This window comes from Atribacter sp. (assembly GCF_035418125.1).
Taxonomy (GTDB): Bacteria; Atribacterota; Atribacteria; order Atribacterales; family Atribacteraceae; genus Atribacter; species Atribacter allofermentans.
Genome location: NZ_DAOLQM010000006.1, coordinates 17,596 through 34,677, shown reverse-complemented (window position 1 = coordinate 34,677; position 17,082 = coordinate 17,596). Strand labels below are relative to the sequence as shown.

Here is a 17,082-nt window from a genome sequence, read left to right as displayed (position 1 = left end):
AATAATATTCGGTTTTTCTTTTCATAGGTCATCATGGTCTCTGGCCAATGAACAAAAGGTGTCATAAAAAATTGGAGGGTTAGTTCACCCAATTGCACCTCTTCTCCATCTTGGACAACCTGAACCTGATCATTAATTCCATAAAAGGCTTGAATCATGTCTTTGGCTTTTGGAGAACAAAGAATTCTTGCTTGGGGAGCAATTTTCCGAAGGACCCTCAAAACACCGGTGTGGTCCGGTTCCATATGGTTGAGAATGATATAATTAACTTGAGAAGGATCGACAATTTCTGCAATTCGCTTAAAAAATTCATCGACTTTTATTGATTTGGCTAAATCGATTATGACTTTTTTTTGATCATTGATGAGATACGAATTATAAGAAACTCCTTCCTGGGTAATCGGCCATAAACCCTCAAAGAGGTCGGTGGTGTGGTCATTGACACCGATCCAGTGTATCTTGTTTCCTAACTCCACAGCCGGCATAGGTTCTCATCCTCCTTCTCATTACGGAAATAAAAATTCAATCTCTATTATACCTGAATTTGTTTGTTTGATGGTGATTTTGCTTACGAAGGACTTATTAAGGAAAACTGAAAGATAGAGAAAAGGTGGGAAAATTTTCACAATTTACAAGTTCACCGCTCTTATTCTCATTGCTGTTTTCATAATGATATTCGATCATTGATCATTCTTTGATATTTTTAATGTTTTCTTTACTATCTTATAAATACCAGAACGTGTAAATCACGATCAAAACAAAAAAGAAAAAGGCACACCCCCCTTAATCCCCCCTCAATGGGGGAATAAATTCAACAATTCCCCTCCTTGGAGGGGTGCCGTTTTTCGGCGGGGAGGGTGTTTTTTTCCTGGTTATAATGAGAAAAAAATTAAGAAATTCGAATAAAAGATGAGATCCTCACGGCTTCTGAATACGAAGCCTCAGGATGACAGACTGGGGAAAAGAGATTGCCACGTCGCATAGGATGCTCCTCGCAATTACGGAGCAGGAAAAAATTCAAATCCCCCTTACCCCCTTTGCTAAAGGGGGAGATTCATTTCTGAATAGGCATTTTCATCCTCATTAAGCATCATAAAGGGCATGGGGATTTAACCTACTTTTTCCTCTATTATTTTAAGGAAGCTTTTGACGACCTCTGGATCAAACTGTTTCCCTGATTGGTTATGTATCTCAGTTAAAGCTTCTTTAGGTGCCAAGGGATTTTTATAGGGACGAGGCTGAATCATTAAATCATAGCTATTCACCACCGAAGAAATCCTCGAAATCATTGGAATATTTTCTTTAGCAAGTCCCCGTGGATATCCTGATCCATCCCACCACTCACAATAGCTTAAGGCAGCATCGGCAATTGAAAAAGTATTAGGAAAATATTGAAGAATACGGTGACTAATTTCAGGGATTCTCTTGAGGGTTAGTTTCTCTGACAAGGTTAAGGGTTCTTTTTTCAAGAGCAGGTGAAGTGGAATGGTGATTTTTCCAACATCATGGAGAGCAGCTAACAATAAAAGCTCATTTATGGCTTGTTGATCAAGAAGAAGCCTTTCACCCAATTGGTGATGATAAAGAAGATTTTCCGTGTTTCCTTCTTTCTGAAAAAGCTTTTTTACTTCCCAATATTTTAATTTTAATGAAGTAAAAAGTCGGTCCCTGATCAACTGGTTTTCAATAGTCTTCTTATGATACATATCATTCTCAGCTTGTTTCAGGGCTTCTTTGATTTGATCACTAGGAAGATTTTTAGTACCAATACCAAGTGATATAGTGATGGGTATCGTTTCGGTTTTTCTTTTTTGACAATTTTCCGAAATCCGGTTGACCACAGCCTGAGCGGTTTCTTGTGGGGTTTTTGGTAAAAGAATTATGAATTCATCCCCTCCCCAACGGGCAATGATATCTTCTTTTCGGCACGAATCTCTGAGTATTGCTGCTACATCAACCAAAAACCTATCACCATAATCATGACCGTAGATATCATTCACCAACTTTAACCCATTTACATCACCCATTATTATGCTTATCGGCAGCTGACGCTCAGTATCGAGCCTTTTTGTTTCTTCTTCAAAAAGTACTCGATTCAATAATCCAGTGAGGGGATCGCGAAGTACAATATTATTGGAAAAATACTTTTGGCTTTTTATCGTAAAATCTTGAAAAACTTCTTCATCCTTATAAAAATAAAATTTAACCTGGTTATCCATCGGCTGAATCCCATTATCTTCATTTTCTTTTAAAGATATTTCGTTCTTTTCAATTTTGTTATTAAAACCTTTCTGGTTCTCTTCGGTAATTTGATCTTCAGGATGAATAGAATCCGAGTTAAAATTGTTGTGGTTGAATGAGTTGAATAGTTCGTTCCGGTAGTTTTTTTGGTTTATTATGGGATTAAAACCCCTTTTAAGGGCTTTTCTTTTCAATTCAATCTTTCCCCTTGTACCAGTTAAACTTCTGTTTCAAAAAACAATGATTTTTTTCCGTTTTTCTTCTCTTTAAAAATGATAGAAAATAGATGATTATATAATACTATTTTATTTGGGAGGTTTTGGCAATTAAGTTTTTTAAACAACGAGAAAAAAGTCGGATCTAAAATCTATTAGGGATATTGGTGGCGCAACCGGGAATTGAACCCGGGCTTGCGGATTGAGAGCCCGCCGAACTAACCACTATTCTATTGCGCCACATTGGCTGAGAGGGGTGGATTCGAACCACCATTCCATGATCCAGAGTCACGTGTCCTACCCTTAGACGACCTCTCAGCGATCAAGCAAAAAATATAATACCATCACTATTCAGTATTTTCAATAATAAACTGACTTCTCCAAACCTTGATGAATTCAATATTTACAAAATGAGGTCTATCCTGAAAATGGTTCCTTCTCAATTACCACTTTGCTTTCGGATTTTTATTTGGTTTAAGGTGCGATCAATCCTAAACAGCACTTTCTCTTTCCCTAAAATTTCCAAGAGTTCAAAAAGTCCAGGCCCTCCCTTCACTCCAGAAATTGCCATACGCAGAGGGTGAATAAATTGAGCGGCTTTTATATTTTGTTTTTCAGATAAATTTCTGATCACATCTTCAGTGGCTTCAACAGTTAATTCATCAAGTTCTTTAAACTCTTCTCGACAGAGAACCAATCGATCTTCGGCGCCTTCATTCATCAATACCTTATCAAAAGCTATCCAATCATACTCAAAGTCTTCAGTAAAAAAATACCTGGCATCTTCGGTTATTTGCCCCACATACTTCATACGCTCCCGCATAACAGCAACAATTTTTTCACAATAATGAATAAAATCTGGGGTTACTACATTCGGTTTAATGACTTGTTCCCGAATTAAAATCTCCACTAATATTTGAACCAATGTTGATTGATCGGCTTCCCGAATATAAACGCTGTTCATCCAATTCAGTTTATCCAGATCAAAAACCGCCGAATGTTTGCTCACTTGATCTAAAGAGAATCTTTCGATGATTTCCTGACGGGTAAATATTTCTTTCTCTTCTTCCCCTGAAGCCCAGCTTAATCGGGCTAAGTAATTGACCATAGCATCAGGGAGATACCCTTTATCCCGATAATAAGTAACCGATGGGGAGCCATGCCGCTTGCTTAATCGGGTTTTATCTTTTCCAAGTATCATCGGTATATGAGCATATTGAGGTACCGGAAATCCTAACGCTTTATAAAGAAGAACCTGACGAGGGGTGTTGGAGATATGGTCATCTCCTCTTATCACATGAGTAATCTTCATATATGCATCGTCAACTACGCAAGCAAAATTATAAGTCGGCATCCCATCCGATTTTAAAAGAACAAAATCATCCAGTTCGACATTGTTGAAGATCACATCACCTCGAAGCATGTCAATAAAAGACGTTTCTCCTTCGGGGATGAAAAAACGAATCACCGAACTCGCTCCCTGACTCAACCGGGTTTCAACTTCTGCTGGTGATAGCTGAAGACATTTGCGATCGTAACGCCAATTTTTTCCTTCTGCCATTGTTTTTTCTCGACGTTCAGCCAACTCTTCAGCAGAGCAAAAACACCGATAGGCTTTCCCGGTTTGTAATAATTTTTGTATCTGCTCTTGATAAAAAAACAACCTCATACTTTGATAATAAGGTTTATAAGGACCATCAACTCCTGGGCCTTCATCCCAATTAAAGCCAAGCCATTTTAAACTATCCAGTATAACCTCCACTGATTCATCTGTGGAGCGGGCAACATCGGTATCTTCAATACGGAGGACAAACACTCCACCGGTTTTCCTCGCATATGCCCAATTAAATAGTGAAGTTCGGGCACCCCCTAAATGAAGAAACCCAGTAGGGCTGGGGGCAAACCGTACTCTAACCGTTTTTTCCATAAAAAAGAATCCTCCTCATAGCAACTATTTCACTGGTAACTGTCAATATAATTATATTTATCTCGGAATAACAAAAATTCCTTCCCCTTCAGCGACGATTTCTTGGTCTTGGATTATCTCGCCCTGGGCTTTAATAATTCTACCATTGATTTCTACTATACGACCTCGTATCTGGATTTTCTCATCAGTACGACAGGGTTTTCGATACTTTACAGTTAGGGTGCCGGTCATGGCTTTTTGGCCGGATTTTTTTACTGCCTGGGCCATTATTTCATCGAGAAAGGTTGCCACAATACCTCCATGAACCACTCCATCAAAACCTTGATACTGGGAGGGAATTGACACTTCGGAAACCGTATCCCCATTATCTTCTTTAAATTTCAGTTTAAAACCCATTGGGTTTTGATTACCACAGAGAAAACAATGGTGAGTATCGGGAAAATCCATTATTCGGTATCACCTCGAATCAGATTATTAAAAAGAAACGACCCGCTCTAATAATTTTGCACGGGGTTCTAAAAAAAAATCATTTCTTAGTGCAGCTTTACCTAAGGAGTGTTCTGGCTCTTCCTCTTGCTTGGTTGAACTAATTCTGAAAGAAAAACAAACTCTACTTCTGGGTCATTGAAAGAATGGAAGAAAGATTCCAGAGCCTGATAAGTTTCCGACTTCACATGACCAATAGCAATTGAATATCCTCTTTTTTTAGCTATTGATACTGCATCCCAAAGTTTTTGTTGAATATATTCAACCGAGGTATTCCCATCAATAAAAATATCCCTTCGAAAAGAAAGGAGTCCAACCTCTTGAGCAATATCAAAAGCCTTTGATTGATCACTGGTTACGCTATCTAAGAATAAAAGATTGGAGTTTTTTAGAACCAGCATAAGCCTTCGCATCAGTTTTGGGTCCTGGGTAGCCTTTGAACCTTTATGATTATTAAGTCCTCGTGCTGTTGGTAGATTTACAATGGCCTTTTTTATAATATCATTAACCCGGGCCTCATCGTCTCCGGTCTTCAATATCAAAGGTTCATTATTATTTTGTTCATTATCCAAGGCTTCCATGGGAAGATGAATCAATATTTCTTTCCCATATTCACTAAACTTCTCCCCCAACGAACGGCTGAGTGGAAGATGGGGGAAAACTGCATAGGTTATCTTCTGGGGAAGTTTTAAAAAGAGCTCGGCATTGGTTCGATTGTAACCTAAATCATCAATCACAATCGCCACCTGATAGAGAGGCTGAAAGTAAACCTCCAAGGTAAACCAAGGCATCAGATCTCGAAAAAGAAAATAGACATCTTTTTCATTGAGAGTTCTCTTTTCACCATAAAATCCAAAACCAAAAAGTACATTAAAAATTGCCTGAAGTCGATTAGATATCTCTTCACGGTGATATTCTGGAACATCCTTCATCATAACTTTCCAAGATTTTCCCGTTTCAGGATTTTCTATAATTTGGACAGCAAGGTCGGGAAAAAGGTTATTCATTTCATGGAAAAGGAATAACGAAAGCCAACGGTCTTGCTGGGAAGGAATAACTTTTGCCAGAGCAATATATTTATTGTTAAGCACCCCATCTTGCTGGAGTTCATAAATTAATACTGCTGAACAAAGCAAGATCGATGTTATTAACACCCAAAATACAGTTTTACTCGGAGACATTTTCTTCTTTTTCATTGATAATCCTTTTTAACTCCTGGATGGCGATATCTACTTGCTCTTCTTCATTTTCAACTACTACATTAGGTTGAATTCCCTCACCATTAATATCGGTTCCATCTGGTAAGTAATATTTTGAAATGGTAAATATAACTCCTCCCTGGTGAGAAAGGGGGAAAATCTGCTGGACTACACCTTTTCCAAAGGTTGTTTCTCCAATAAGAGGCGTTTTTAAAATGACTTGAAAAATTCCTGCCATTATCTCTGCTCCGCTGGCAGTTCCCTTATTAATTAAAGCTACCATAGGAAGATCAACAATTTTGTCGACCGGATTTTCCAACGTCTCACGGTTTCCGTTTCGATCTTCAATAAAAAGGATATTGGTATCCCGGGGAACAAATAAACCCGAACAAATAATTGCCGAGGAAAGAAGTCCACCTGGATTATTTCTTAAATCGATTACCAACCCTTTTACTTCGAGCAGTTTTAATTGCTTAATGGCGTCTTCAACCTCAAGATTGGTTCGTCCATGGTATTCTATGATACGAATTAAACCAATACCTTCTTCTAATAATTCAAATTCGACACTTTTTATCTTAATAATATCTCTGACCACTGTCACGGTTATAGGTTCCTCTATCCCCTCTCGCTGTAATTGTATGACAACTTTGGTCCCTCTATCACCCCGAAGCCTCCGTACTGCTTCATCTAATGGCATTCCCGTGGTAGATTCACCATCAATTTGGCTAATCACATCACCAGCTTTTACCCCAGCTTGAGAAGCTGGTGATCCCTGATAAGGTGTTATGACGGTCAATTTATCGTCTTTAATCGCAATCACTATTCCTAAGCCAGAAAATTCACCTTCAATGCGATCGCTGGTTTCAATTTTTAGATCTTCCTCATTTAAGTATCGCGCATAGGGATCCCCGGTTGCCTTTAATACACCTCGAATCGCTTCTTCCATCAAATCATTTTCATCGATTTCCTGCTCCGAATAATATTGATTCTTTATCAGATAGATAGTCTCGAGAAGTGGCTGCCATTTATCACTTTCTATTTCAGTTGAAAAATAGGCATCATAACGGTTAGCTTGAACTGAAGTAACAATGATAAACCCCATAAGAACCGCAATAATAACTACCCAAATGGCTAAACGTTTTTTTTGCAATTTGTTCACCTCAAACTTCCATCGGCTCTTAGGAGTAGATGGATAGCGCTTAATCTCCTTTTGTTCATTGCAAATCCCATTTTATCCTATCCTGAAAATATAGCATCGTTTTACATTACCGTCATCCTGAGCGGCGCTTTCCCGCGTGAGGATCTCATCTTTTTTATTATTTTCAAAAAAATTTACTAAATGAGATTGCCACGTCGCTGTGCTCCTCGCAATGACGGTTTTAGATAGGTATTTTCATTGCTCTCTAGTGCCACAACGTGACACTGGGGGCCTATTCTGTATCTACAAGCAAAACAATTAAATAATTATTTTAACATAGACTGATTAATCCAAACACATAAAAATGAAGTGGAAAATTACTTTAACCATTTAAGAGGATTATCTTCCTGGGCATTTGCTCCCACTCTAACTTCAAAATGGACAGCTGGGACATTGGTCAAGCCGGTTTCTCCAACCAATCCAATCATCTGTCCTCCCTTCACCATATCACCAGGATTTACTTTAATTGAATCAAGATAAGCATACATAGTTACCACATCTTGACCGTGGTCGATTAATATCGTTTTTCCATAACCTCGTATACTTCTCGCTAATAATACAACCCCGTCTTGAGCAGCATAAACATTATCACCCCGACTGGTAGCAATATCAATACCAGGATTAAATACTTGGATTTGATAAACCGGATCTTTTGACATACCAAAGTTCTTAATAACTTTTCCACCACTCACCGGCCAAAAGAAACGCCCCATCTTAACCGGTGGAAGATTCTTAGTCGAAGCAGAAGTGCTTTCTCGACTTTTTTTAAGTTCCTTTTGCATTTGGGAAATAAGATTGGTGACATTTTTCTGAGCAGCAAGTAATTCTGAAAGACTACTTTGGAATTTCTTTTTATCAACCAATAACTGGTTTAGAAGTGTTTTACGAGTTTCTTCAAGCTTTTTTACATTTTTTTCTTCAAGAACTAACTTCTCCTTTAATACTGCTTCTAACCTTATTTTCTGTTCAATTTCTTTGAGTTTATTTTGTAGATTTTGTCTTTTATTGAGATATTTTGAAATATTACTCATCTCGTGATCGCTATATTTCTGAAAAAGATACCATTGTTCTTCAACCTCTGAAGGATCGCTGCTTCCTAAAAAAACACTCCAAAAATCAAAATTAACGTTATTTTTATAAGCTCGAACCATAGCTTGTGATATTTTAGTTTTACTGGAGGAGATATCTTGGCTAAGACCTTCAATATCTTTACGAAGATGGGCCCGATCCTTTTCCAGCTGCAAAATCCGATTTCTTGAAGTAGTAATGTCTTTCTCCAATTTTTCGATCTTATTTTCTATATTTTGTATTTCAGCAGCAATGTTTTTCTGGGTCTTTTCTAATTTTTTTAATTCCTGATCCAGTTTAGCTTGTTCTGATTTCATTTTTTCTAATTCTTTTAACTGAGCATTTATCTCAGATTCAATGTCGCTGCCCAAACTATCTGTAATATTCAAAAAAAGAAAATTGATCAGAATTATGCTCACGATTATGAGGAAAGAGTGCTTTCTCATCGTAGCACCTCCTTAAGCACCGAATTACAGGCGATAAGACTCCCCAAAATACCAATTACCCCACCCATAAAGGTATCGACTACCAAGAGAGGAGCCATGATATCGGTGAGGTTTATCCAAGGAAAAAATGGAAATGCAGCATGGAGAAAATCAAGGAGAAAATGAAAAACCAGTATGCTCAGTAAAAATGCTGAAATACCAGCAAACAAACCTTCAAAAAAACCTTCAGTAATGATTGGACGTCGTATAAAAGTTTCGGTCGCACCGATTAAATGAAAAACTCGTATTTCTTCCTTCCTGGATTGTATGGAAATCCTTATTAAATTGATAATAACAATCAATGAAAAAATAAAAACCAAAAAGAGTACTATACTGCCAACGCTTAAGAGCATGTGATAGAACTTTACAAAAACATCAACATTTTTTCCGCCATAAATGACATCATCAAATAATCCGGTATTTTTTACTTGATTGGCCAGTTCAGGAATAGATTCTACTCGTTTCGGTATAATTTCTACAGAAAGGGGGAAGGGATTTTCATCAACAGGAAAATCCTCTGGTGTTAGTTCAAAGTATTCAAGAAACTTCTTTTGAGCATCTTCTTTGGAAAGAAAAACTATTGAGCTGACATCGGGAAGATTTTTTAACTTCTGAACAGTTTCTTGAGCCTTTTCGTCGGTGACTTCAGACTGAAAATAAGCTTTTATAGTAAAACTCTGACCTGAAAACTTCCCCATTTTTTCCATTTCTAAATAACCAAAGATAAAAATGTTCACAATCAGCTGGGTAAAGAAGATACTAAGAAATCCAATCAATACCAGGGATGGTCGCTTTCGTAAATTATGAAATGCATCGCGAACAAAACCCAAAGTTCTCCAGCCCCTTCTGATCTATTGTTGGCATTAAAACCCGGTTTCAACTCTTGCCCGATAGTAACGATCAGCAACCAAGTGTCCCTGATCGAGTTGCAATATTCGACCAGAGAAACTTTTTAACAACCGGTCATTATGTGTGGAAACAATTACACTCGCTTTTTCTTCCCGACAATAAAAATATAAGGTTTCTACCATTTCATAAGCAGAATATTGATCAAGATTTCCAGTCGGTTCATCGGCCAAAACCAGTTGGGGCTGATGGATTAAAGCTCTCCCCAAGCATAATTTTTGCCTTTCTCCACCCGATAACCATTCTACCAAATGGTGCTTACGGTTTTCCATTTCCAGCATGGCTAAAATTCGGGTACTTAACTTATAAATAACATTCTTTTTGATTCCCATGATTTGTAAAGGAAAAATGAGATTTTCATAAACCGTCCGGGAAGGAATGAGTTTTAAATCTTGAAAAATAATGCCTAAATTTCTACGAAGAAAAGGAAGGTATCCATCGTCTAAATGATTGATACGGATATCATCAAACCAAATATTACCCGAAGTTGGAAGCTCTTCTCGGTTGATGAGTTTCATTAAAGTTGTTTTCCCAGCACCAGTAGGACCAACTAAAAAAACAAACTCACCTTCTTCAATTGAGAACGAAACATTTTGAAGGGCCTTAACTCCACTGGGATATATTTTATACACCTTGTCAAAACCTATAAATGACATTTTTTAGAGTTCTCTCTACTATTCTTTAACCCTTTTCTTCAAATGAGCTCATTCCATATACCTTTTGGTCATTATACCATTTACCATTATACTGTGATGAATGTGATTATTTTAATACCAATCTCTCTTTTAAAACCATCCATCCAAATCTAAAAAAAGCTGGAATAACTCTTTTCAAACGGTGCGGTTCGGAAGCTATTCTATAAAGCCATTCTAATTTCATTTTCCGAAATACAAATGGAGCTCTTTTTTTATCTCCACAGAGTACATCAAAACTCCCACCTATACCAATCATAATCGAGGCTTGAAGGAGATTTCGATTCTTATGAATCCACAATTCTTGTTGGGGAGAACCTAAACCCACCAGGAGTATATCCGGCTTCGACCGATTAATGTCTTCTATAATTGGTAAAGAATCTTGAAAATACCCGTGATGAAAACCCGAAATGAGAGTCTTAGGCGCATGAATTTTAAGGTTTTTCACTAATCTGGTTACAACTTCTGAAGAACTACCCAAAAAATAAAAAGACCAACTCTTCTCTTGCCCCACCCTGAGAAGCTCTTCAACCAATTCAATCCCTGGTGTACGGTGTTGGATCGCTTTTCCTAATATTCGGGCTGCTAATAATATCCCATTCCCATCAACAATCCGCAATTCAGCACCGTGCAAAGCTTGATAAAACTCCCCATCAGTTGCTTGCCGCGCAACCATTTCAGGATTGAGGGTGATGATATGGGCTTTTTGACCGGATTGAATTGATTCAGTAATATAGGAAATGAGATCTGATATAGCGTAGTCAGCAATTAAAATACCTAATAATGAATATTCTGATGACGATCCTCCCTGCATGGGGTATTTATTTTCCTTTCAATAAAAATGATTCTTTTGATCAAAGAACTCCCGCAACCATATCCGGCTTTGATCATCCAGTCGTTTTAACTGTTTCATAAGTTCATTGTTTTTTTTAAAAATATTATCGCGTTGTTCAAACAGCCTAAAAAATGTTTCTTGCGAGAGATCTTGCCAAGCTACCAAATTTTTCTTTTCCCACCAATTGGCAAAGGACTCAATCTTCGGATCAATATTCAAAGCAAACCAAGGAACATCCATCATGGCTGACAAAATAGCCGGATGAAGTCTCATAGTGAAAACAGCAGCGAGTTGATGGAAATAAAGTGGTATTTCTTCAATAGATTGGAAGTACTTCCATTGACAACCAATCTGATTGGCAATACGTGAAGCAATTTTATAATCATAATTATAGTGAAAAGCAACGATTTCAATCCTTTCCTGGATTCTGGCTTGAAGATATTTTAATGAATCAATTAATTTTTCCTCGTAAGGGCGGCTGCAATTTCGGACAAAAAAACTAACCGTTGGTTTGGCCTGAGTAATAGTTAAAATATTCTTATAATTCGTAACTACTGGATCGATTCCAATTTTTATCCTGTTGCTATAACCACCTAATCTTTTTGCCAACTCAGCACTTTCATGATCACGGGCAATAAATAATTTCACTCTTTTAAGAATAAAAGCTACCAGCTTCTGGCTTAAGACTTTATGGAACGGACCTAATCCACAACGATAAAAAATAAGTGGGCGATGAAAAATCTGTGCCCACCAAAGTAAAAAAGAATAGTAAATTAAAGATCGAAAACTCGTTGAATCTTGTAAAAGACTCCCTCCTCCTACGACAACATAATCGCTTTTGGTAATTTCTTTTAAAACTGTAATTATTTTTTTTCGAATAATTACTGATAGATTAGAGAAGGATCGAGGGAAAAATCTATTATCTTGATTTAAAACCGAATAAAGAAAAGAATAGGGAGTATCTTTAGAGATAATTTCCAAATCATTGATTATTGATTGAAGAGAAAGTTCGTCTCCCCAATTACCAAAACCATAATAACCGAGTAAAAATATTTTTTTTTGAGTATCTTTCATGTTAAAGCGGTTTATATATTTGTACTTTTTTTATGAGCATCATTTTCTCCAAATTGACCCAACCATTTCCATATCCAATAGGCGATTCGAACAATTAGATAATAAAAAATGAATATCACTAAACTTAGTATAAAGGCGTTAAAGAATCGGAGAAGGATGAAAAGAAATGGGGTATGGATATGACAAAAAGAATTGAAGAAGGTGATAAAACCAATTGTTACTCCAAGCCAAAGCACAACCTTAAAAAGAGGTTGATAATTAAAACGGCGGAGAGAAATAAGAAGCCATAAAGCCGGGTAACCAATCATAAATTCCTTGGTTCGTGGCCTCATAAAGAGCAATCTTTCCAACCAAAGCCTCATTTTGCTTTCTAACATTCCGGCTGGGAGTAATGGAAAGTTACCTGAACGGGTCAAATAAACCACAAATCCTCCAGCGAGAATCATTAATATAACAAATTCATAACGCTTTAAAGTCCCTAAAACCACTGAACGAATACTACGATTCAGATATCCCGACCTAAAAAGATAAAGAACAACTAAAAGAATTGGAATGACCAACGAGGTTTTCACCCCTGAATATTGCTCAATCCGAAGAACATAAAGCCAATGATAAAGACCACAGGAAACCACCAGTCCACCGGCAAATACCATACAAAAAGCTACCAGTATGGAAACCAACGGATTCTTTTTTGACCGAAGCCCATCAATCAGGGAAAAAACGGCCAAACTTGGATAAGCAATACCAGCAAGTACACCAATAATCCTCAGGCTCAACATTTGATCCTGAAAAAGGGCTCCTAATAATACAAATAAGCTTAAAATGAGAATTATCCATTTTCCGGGTAAAAAGTAACTATAAAGCAGCGCAATAGCAATTGCCACCGAAACTGAAAATAGAACTGAGGCAATCAAGGGAGGTGCAAAGGGGATTAGGGGGTGAATAGTTCCACGGGTAAATCCACTGGACTCAATGTCAGAAAATAGCGCAGTAAGATAGGAATAATTTTTTTCCCAAAGGTTTATAGTCGGTTCAGTAAAAAAACGAACGTAAAGAAGACGAACTGATCGTTCTTTCACCGCTCGGAGAAACCTTTCTCGGGCCTCGAGAGGAGTATAGTTCTTAATTTCATCCGGTGGGATACTATGAACTCGGATGGTTTGACCAGGAACTTGACGAGCAAGGATAGTTTCTCCTTTTTGTCCAACGAATTCGGTGTATCCCCAAAATAGCTTTTTCTCATCAAGAAAGTTAGCCATTTCCTTCAAAGATTCTTCATTTCCATTTCCCAGCACTTGGTCACCAAAGAAAATTAAACCATCCGCTTGATCAAAAATCGGATCGGAAAGGACAGCTTTTAAGATTTCTGGAGAAATACCTTGCCAGTTTCTTGGACGAAGTACAATCCGAAATCCCTTATCTTTTAAAAGCTGCACAAGGTTATAATCCCAACCCAAACCTATCTTATCCTCTTCTTCATAGGAAATATTTAAGCCAATAATATTTGGGGAAACTTCTACTGGAACCCGACCTAAAATGTTTAAGTGGTGGATAATAGTTTCTTTTAAAGTACTATTAGAGACATAAAAATAACGAAGAATGGATGGATAATCATGATCAACGACAACTGGTAACACCTTCCCCAATTGCTGAAGATTTTTTAAATCATAATCACTGACGCCAATAACACTCACACCTGCTTGTTTCAATTCGTCCAAGGTTTCCTCAACCGATATTCCCAAACGGAGTGATATGACTTCAATATCCTGCCAGTCGCAAACAACTTCAATTTCTTTCATAGCTGATTCGTTTCTTAATCTTGTGGGTAACACCATTATTGCGCCAAGCAGAGCAGATATAATTGCTATGAGGAGAAATAGCTTAGAATATTTCATGAGATATCCCTCGGATTTTCTTCGCATTCTAATAGCGGATCGCCGGTGTCAACAGTATCGTTCTCCTCAACAAAGATTTGGGTCACAATTCCTTCATTTTCAATTTGAATTTCATTTTCCATTTTCATTGCTTCTAAAATTATACCAACTTGCCCCCCTGAAACTCGTTCACCCTTTTTTACTTGCACCGACAAGACTCTTCCCGGCATGGGAGCCCTAAGAACCGTTGTTACTTGCATAGGATTGCTTGTTGCTGTAATTTCATGAGGAATTCTTTTTATCTTCTCGACTCGAATCTTCCCGTCTTCCCGGGATTCATTTACTTCAGATACTTCAACCTCAAATTCTTCACCATTGACCCGGACTTTGAATTTACGCATACTGAAACTCCTCCCCATTAATAATACCTGCTATCCTGAAAAGACATGAACGATTAATAAAGGCTTCATCCTGAGCCATCGTTTTTTGAGGGCGTGAGGATCTCATCTGACATCACATGTGTCATCCTGAGGCTTCGTATTCAGAAGCCGTGAGGATCTCATCTTACGCTACACGCGTCATCCTGAGCCCTCGCTTTTCGAGGGCGTGAGGATCTCATCTTTTTATTTTTTCCTTTTTTTTAAAATATTTTAAAGATGAGATTGCCACGTCCGCTGCGCTCCTCTCAATGACGGAGCGGGAAAAAAAATCAAATCCCCCTAACCCCCTTTTCTAAAGGGGGGATTGATTTCTGAATAAGCAATTTTCATCCTCATCTGGTACCACAAAAATGGCATGAGGGTCTATCCTGATAATACCGGAACGATTTTTACAATTAACGTATTTATAGCAACCAATCATAATCTCATTCTGGATCTTCACCCTCATCCTCACCTTCTCCCATCAAGGGAGAAGGAATCAAATATTCGCCCCCCTCGGTCTTTATTGCGCCCGGTGTTTCTTTATTGTTGCGACATGCCATGACATGTCGAATCTTGGGTTTTCATCTTTATTTAGCGCTAAGGAATAACGGAATCATTCTTTCTGATTTTTGAGTTTTTACTTTAATTGCTGATGGAAATTAATACCTAAAACGCGATAAACCCCAACAATTTTCTTGCAAGCACAAATTCTTCCACCCTTTATTTTTTTGTTGGATATATTGTTTTTCTATAATTATTTCCCCGGGTTGTTCATCATGCTCATATTGAAGGACCGCAGCTATCACTGCAGCTATTATTTGAGGGTTAACCTTGGCTTCAACTTTATACTGGGATATTCCCATGCTTTTTTCCCTTTCCCGTAACTCTTTTTGACCAAAAAATTTCAAGAGCTCGAACAACCTTTAGCCGAGTTTCTTGAGGATCGATAACTTGATCGACATACCCTCTTTTGGCGGCTTCATAAGGATTATAGAATTCTTGACGGTATTCCTCAAGCAATCTCTCTCTTTCAACCTGAGTATCTAAAGCTGTTTCTATCTCTTTGCGAAAAATGATATTGACCGCCCCTTCGGCACCCATTACGGCAATTTCAGCAGTCGGCCAAGCTAATACCAAATCAGCTCCGAGATCACGACAACACATAGCTAAATAAGCACCACCATATGCTTTTCGCATTATTACCGTAATCTTGGGAACGGTGGCTTCTGAGTAAGCATAGAGAATCTTTGCTCCATGTCGAATGATTCCTCCAAATTCTTGATTACTTCCTGGTAAAAACCCTGGAACATCAACAAGCGTAACCAGAGGAATGTTGAAAGCGTCGCAAAACCTTATAAACCGAGACGCCTTGTCACCAGAATCGATATCTAAACATCCAGCCAGATGATAGGGTTGGTTTGCCACTATACCCACAGTATGACCATTCATTCGAGCAAATCCAATGATTAAATTTTTCGCAAAATCTTTTTGAACTTCAAAAAAAGAACCTTGATCAACCAAATCTTCAATGATTTTTTTAACATTATAAGGTCGATTGGGATTGGTAGATACAATATCCAAAAAAGAGGTATTTTTTCGATCAACTGGGTCATGGCATTCTCCTACTGGAGGTTCTTCGGCATTATTAGAAGGTAGGTATGAAAGAAGCCTTTTTACTTCAAAGAAACACTCTTCTTCACTTCTGGATACAAAACTGGCAACTCCACTTTTGGTAGCGTGAGTATGGGCACCACCCAATTCTTCGGCAGTGACTTCTTCGCCGGTCGCTGCTTTCACAACTTGAGGGCCAGTTACAAACATCTTACTTGTGCCTTGAATCATAAAAATATAATCCATAAGAGCTGGAGAATATACTGCTCCTCCGGCACAAGGACCAGCTATTATTGCTATCTGGGGAACGATACCTGAATTTAAAGTATTTCTATAGAATATTTGACCATAACCAGATAGGGAATCTATGCCCTCTTGAATTCGAGCACCACCTGAATCATTAATAGCTATAATGGGGGCACCTACTTTTAATGCCATGTCCATAATTTTACATATTTTTTGTGCATGCATTTCCCCTAAAGACCCACCCATAACGGTAAAATCTTGGGAGTATACAAATACCGGCCTTCCATCGATAGTTCCATAACCAGTGACGACTCCATCAGCCGGTGGTTTTTTTTCATCCATTCCAAAACGGGTTGAGCGATGCTCAATAAAAAGATCGGTTTCTTCAAAGCTATTTTCGTCAAGCAAGAGAAAAATTCTTTCTCGGGCAGTTAGTTTTCCACTTTGGTGCTGTTTATCAATTGCAGCCACTCCTCCACCCAAAAGAATCTTTTCTTTTTTATTTACTAAAGAGTTAATGAGCTCTTCCATTTTTTTTCTGGACATAAATTTAACCCTACCAGTTTTTTATTTAATCCATTAAAGTTAAAACCAATTCTATCT

At 37.9% G+C, this 17,082-nt stretch carries 15 protein-coding genes and 2 tRNA genes; all 17 read right to left on the bottom strand.

The window, feature by feature from the left end; genetic code table 11:
* Nucleotides 1-485, bottom strand: a 485-nt coding sequence (locus PLK24_RS01085) for an oxygen-binding di-iron domain-containing protein (RefSeq protein WP_324475846.1), incomplete at its 3' end; no start/stop codon positions are given.
* A gap of 624 nt (nt 486-1,109) precedes the next feature.
* A complete protein-coding gene (locus PLK24_RS01080; RefSeq protein WP_324475845.1) occupies nt 1,110-2,435 on the bottom strand; it encodes a bifunctional diguanylate cyclase/phosphohydrolase in 1,326 nt (441 codons plus the stop codon).
* Nucleotides 2,436-2,621: 186 nt separating this feature from the next.
* Nucleotides 2,622-2,696: transfer RNA gene (locus tag PLK24_RS01075), tRNA-Glu, on the bottom strand.
* Nucleotides 2,697-2,700: 4 nt separating this feature from the next.
* A tRNA-Gln gene (locus tag PLK24_RS01070) sits at nt 2,701-2,774 on the bottom strand.
* A gap of 121 nt (nt 2,775-2,895) precedes the next feature.
* Nucleotides 2,896-4,383: a glutamate--tRNA ligase gene (gene gltX / locus PLK24_RS01065; protein ID WP_324475844.1), complete on the bottom strand. Its 1,488-nt coding sequence runs from the start codon at nt 4,381-4,383 to the stop codon at nt 2,896-2,898.
* Nucleotides 4,384-4,440: 57 nt separating this feature from the next.
* A complete protein-coding gene (locus PLK24_RS01060) occupies nt 4,441-4,830 on the bottom strand; it encodes a PaaI family thioesterase (protein WP_324475843.1) in 390 nt (129 codons plus the stop codon).
* Nucleotides 4,831-4,931: 101 nt separating this feature from the next.
* Complete coding sequence (locus tag PLK24_RS01055) at nt 4,932-6,065, bottom strand: divergent polysaccharide deacetylase family protein (protein ID WP_324475842.1); 1,134 nt, start codon at nt 6,063-6,065, stop codon at nt 4,932-4,934.
* Nucleotides 6,037-7,227: a S41 family peptidase gene (locus PLK24_RS01050; RefSeq protein ID WP_324475841.1), complete on the bottom strand. Its 1,191-nt coding sequence runs from the start codon at nt 7,225-7,227 to the stop codon at nt 6,037-6,039. Before PLK24_RS01050 ends, PLK24_RS01055 begins: the two co-directional genes overlap by 29 nt.
* Nucleotides 7,228-7,583: 356 nt before the next feature.
* On the bottom strand, nt 7,584-8,780 hold the full coding sequence (locus PLK24_RS01045) for a murein hydrolase activator EnvC family protein (protein WP_324475839.1): 1,197 nt from the start codon (nt 8,778-8,780) through the stop codon (nt 7,584-7,586).
* Nucleotides 8,777-9,649: a cell division protein FtsX gene (locus PLK24_RS01040; protein WP_324475837.1), complete on the bottom strand. Its 873-nt coding sequence runs from the start codon at nt 9,647-9,649 to the stop codon at nt 8,777-8,779. Before PLK24_RS01040 ends, PLK24_RS01045 begins: the two co-directional genes overlap by 4 nt.
* Before the next feature lie 33 nt (nt 9,650-9,682).
* On the bottom strand, nt 9,683-10,381 hold the full coding sequence (locus tag PLK24_RS01035; protein WP_324475835.1) for a cell division ATP-binding protein FtsE: 699 nt from the start codon (nt 10,379-10,381) through the stop codon (nt 9,683-9,685).
* A 106-nt stretch (nt 10,382-10,487) separates the two neighbouring features.
* Nucleotides 10,488-11,231, bottom strand: a complete 744-nt coding sequence (locus tag PLK24_RS01030) for a WecB/TagA/CpsF family glycosyltransferase (protein WP_324475834.1) — start codon at nt 11,229-11,231, stop codon at nt 10,488-10,490.
* Nucleotides 11,232-11,249: 18 nt separating this feature from the next.
* Entirely contained in the window at nt 11,250-12,326 is a 1,077-nt protein-coding gene (csaB, locus tag PLK24_RS01025) for a polysaccharide pyruvyl transferase CsaB (RefSeq protein ID WP_324475833.1), read from the bottom strand.
* An 11-nt stretch (nt 12,327-12,337) separates the two neighbouring features.
* The gene (locus PLK24_RS01020) at nt 12,338-14,221 is read right to left on the bottom strand and encodes a DUF5693 family protein (RefSeq protein ID WP_324475832.1); all 1,884 of its coding nucleotides are present in this window, start codon (nt 14,219-14,221) and stop codon (nt 12,338-12,340) included.
* Nucleotides 14,218-14,601, bottom strand: a complete 384-nt coding sequence (locus PLK24_RS01015; RefSeq protein WP_324475831.1) for a biotin/lipoyl-containing protein — start codon at nt 14,599-14,601, stop codon at nt 14,218-14,220. The genes PLK24_RS01020 and PLK24_RS01015 overlap by 4 nt, the downstream gene beginning before the upstream one ends.
* Before the next feature lie 680 nt (nt 14,602-15,281).
* A complete protein-coding gene (locus PLK24_RS01010; protein ID WP_324475830.1) occupies nt 15,282-15,485 on the bottom strand; it encodes a hypothetical protein in 204 nt (67 codons plus the stop codon).
* Entirely contained in the window at nt 15,466-17,025 is a 1,560-nt protein-coding gene (locus PLK24_RS01005; RefSeq protein ID WP_324475829.1) for an acyl-CoA carboxylase subunit beta, read from the bottom strand. The genes PLK24_RS01010 and PLK24_RS01005 overlap by 20 nt, the downstream gene beginning before the upstream one ends.
* Nucleotides 17,026-17,082 lie beyond the last annotated feature (57 nt).

Coding starts and splice junctions, on each gene's coding strand:
- PLK24_RS01060 (WP_324475843.1), bottom strand. CDS start 4,830: ATGGATTTTCCCGATACTCACCATTGTTTTCTCTGTGGTAATCAAAAC.
- PLK24_RS01020 (WP_324475832.1), bottom strand. CDS start 14,221: ATGAAATATTCTAAGCTATTTCTCCTCATAGCAATTATATCTGCTCTG.
- gltX (WP_324475844.1), bottom strand. CDS start 4,383: ATGGAAAAAACGGTTAGAGTACGGTTTGCCCCCAGCCCTACTGGGTTT.
- PLK24_RS01045 (WP_324475839.1), bottom strand. CDS start 8,780: ATGAGAAAGCACTCTTTCCTCATAATCGTGAGCATAATTCTGATCAAT.
- PLK24_RS01015 (WP_324475831.1), bottom strand. CDS start 14,601: ATGCGTAAATTCAAAGTCCGGGTCAATGGTGAAGAATTTGAGGTTGAA.
- PLK24_RS01035 (WP_324475835.1), bottom strand. CDS start 10,381: ATGTCATTTATAGGTTTTGACAAGGTGTATAAAATATATCCCAGTGGA.
- PLK24_RS01030 (WP_324475834.1), bottom strand. CDS start 11,231: ATGCAGGGAGGATCGTCATCAGAATATTCATTATTAGGTATTTTAATT.
- PLK24_RS01010 (WP_324475830.1), bottom strand. CDS start 15,485: ATGGGAATATCCCAGTATAAAGTTGAAGCCAAGGTTAACCCTCAAATA.
- PLK24_RS01005 (WP_324475829.1), bottom strand. CDS start 17,025: ATGTCCAGAAAAAAAATGGAAGAGCTCATTAACTCTTTAGTAAATAAA.
- csaB (WP_324475833.1), bottom strand. CDS start 12,326: ATGAAAGATACTCAAAAAAAAATATTTTTACTCGGTTATTATGGTTTT.
- PLK24_RS01055 (WP_324475842.1), bottom strand. CDS start 6,065: ATGAAAAAGAAGAAAATGTCTCCGAGTAAAACTGTATTTTGGGTGTTA.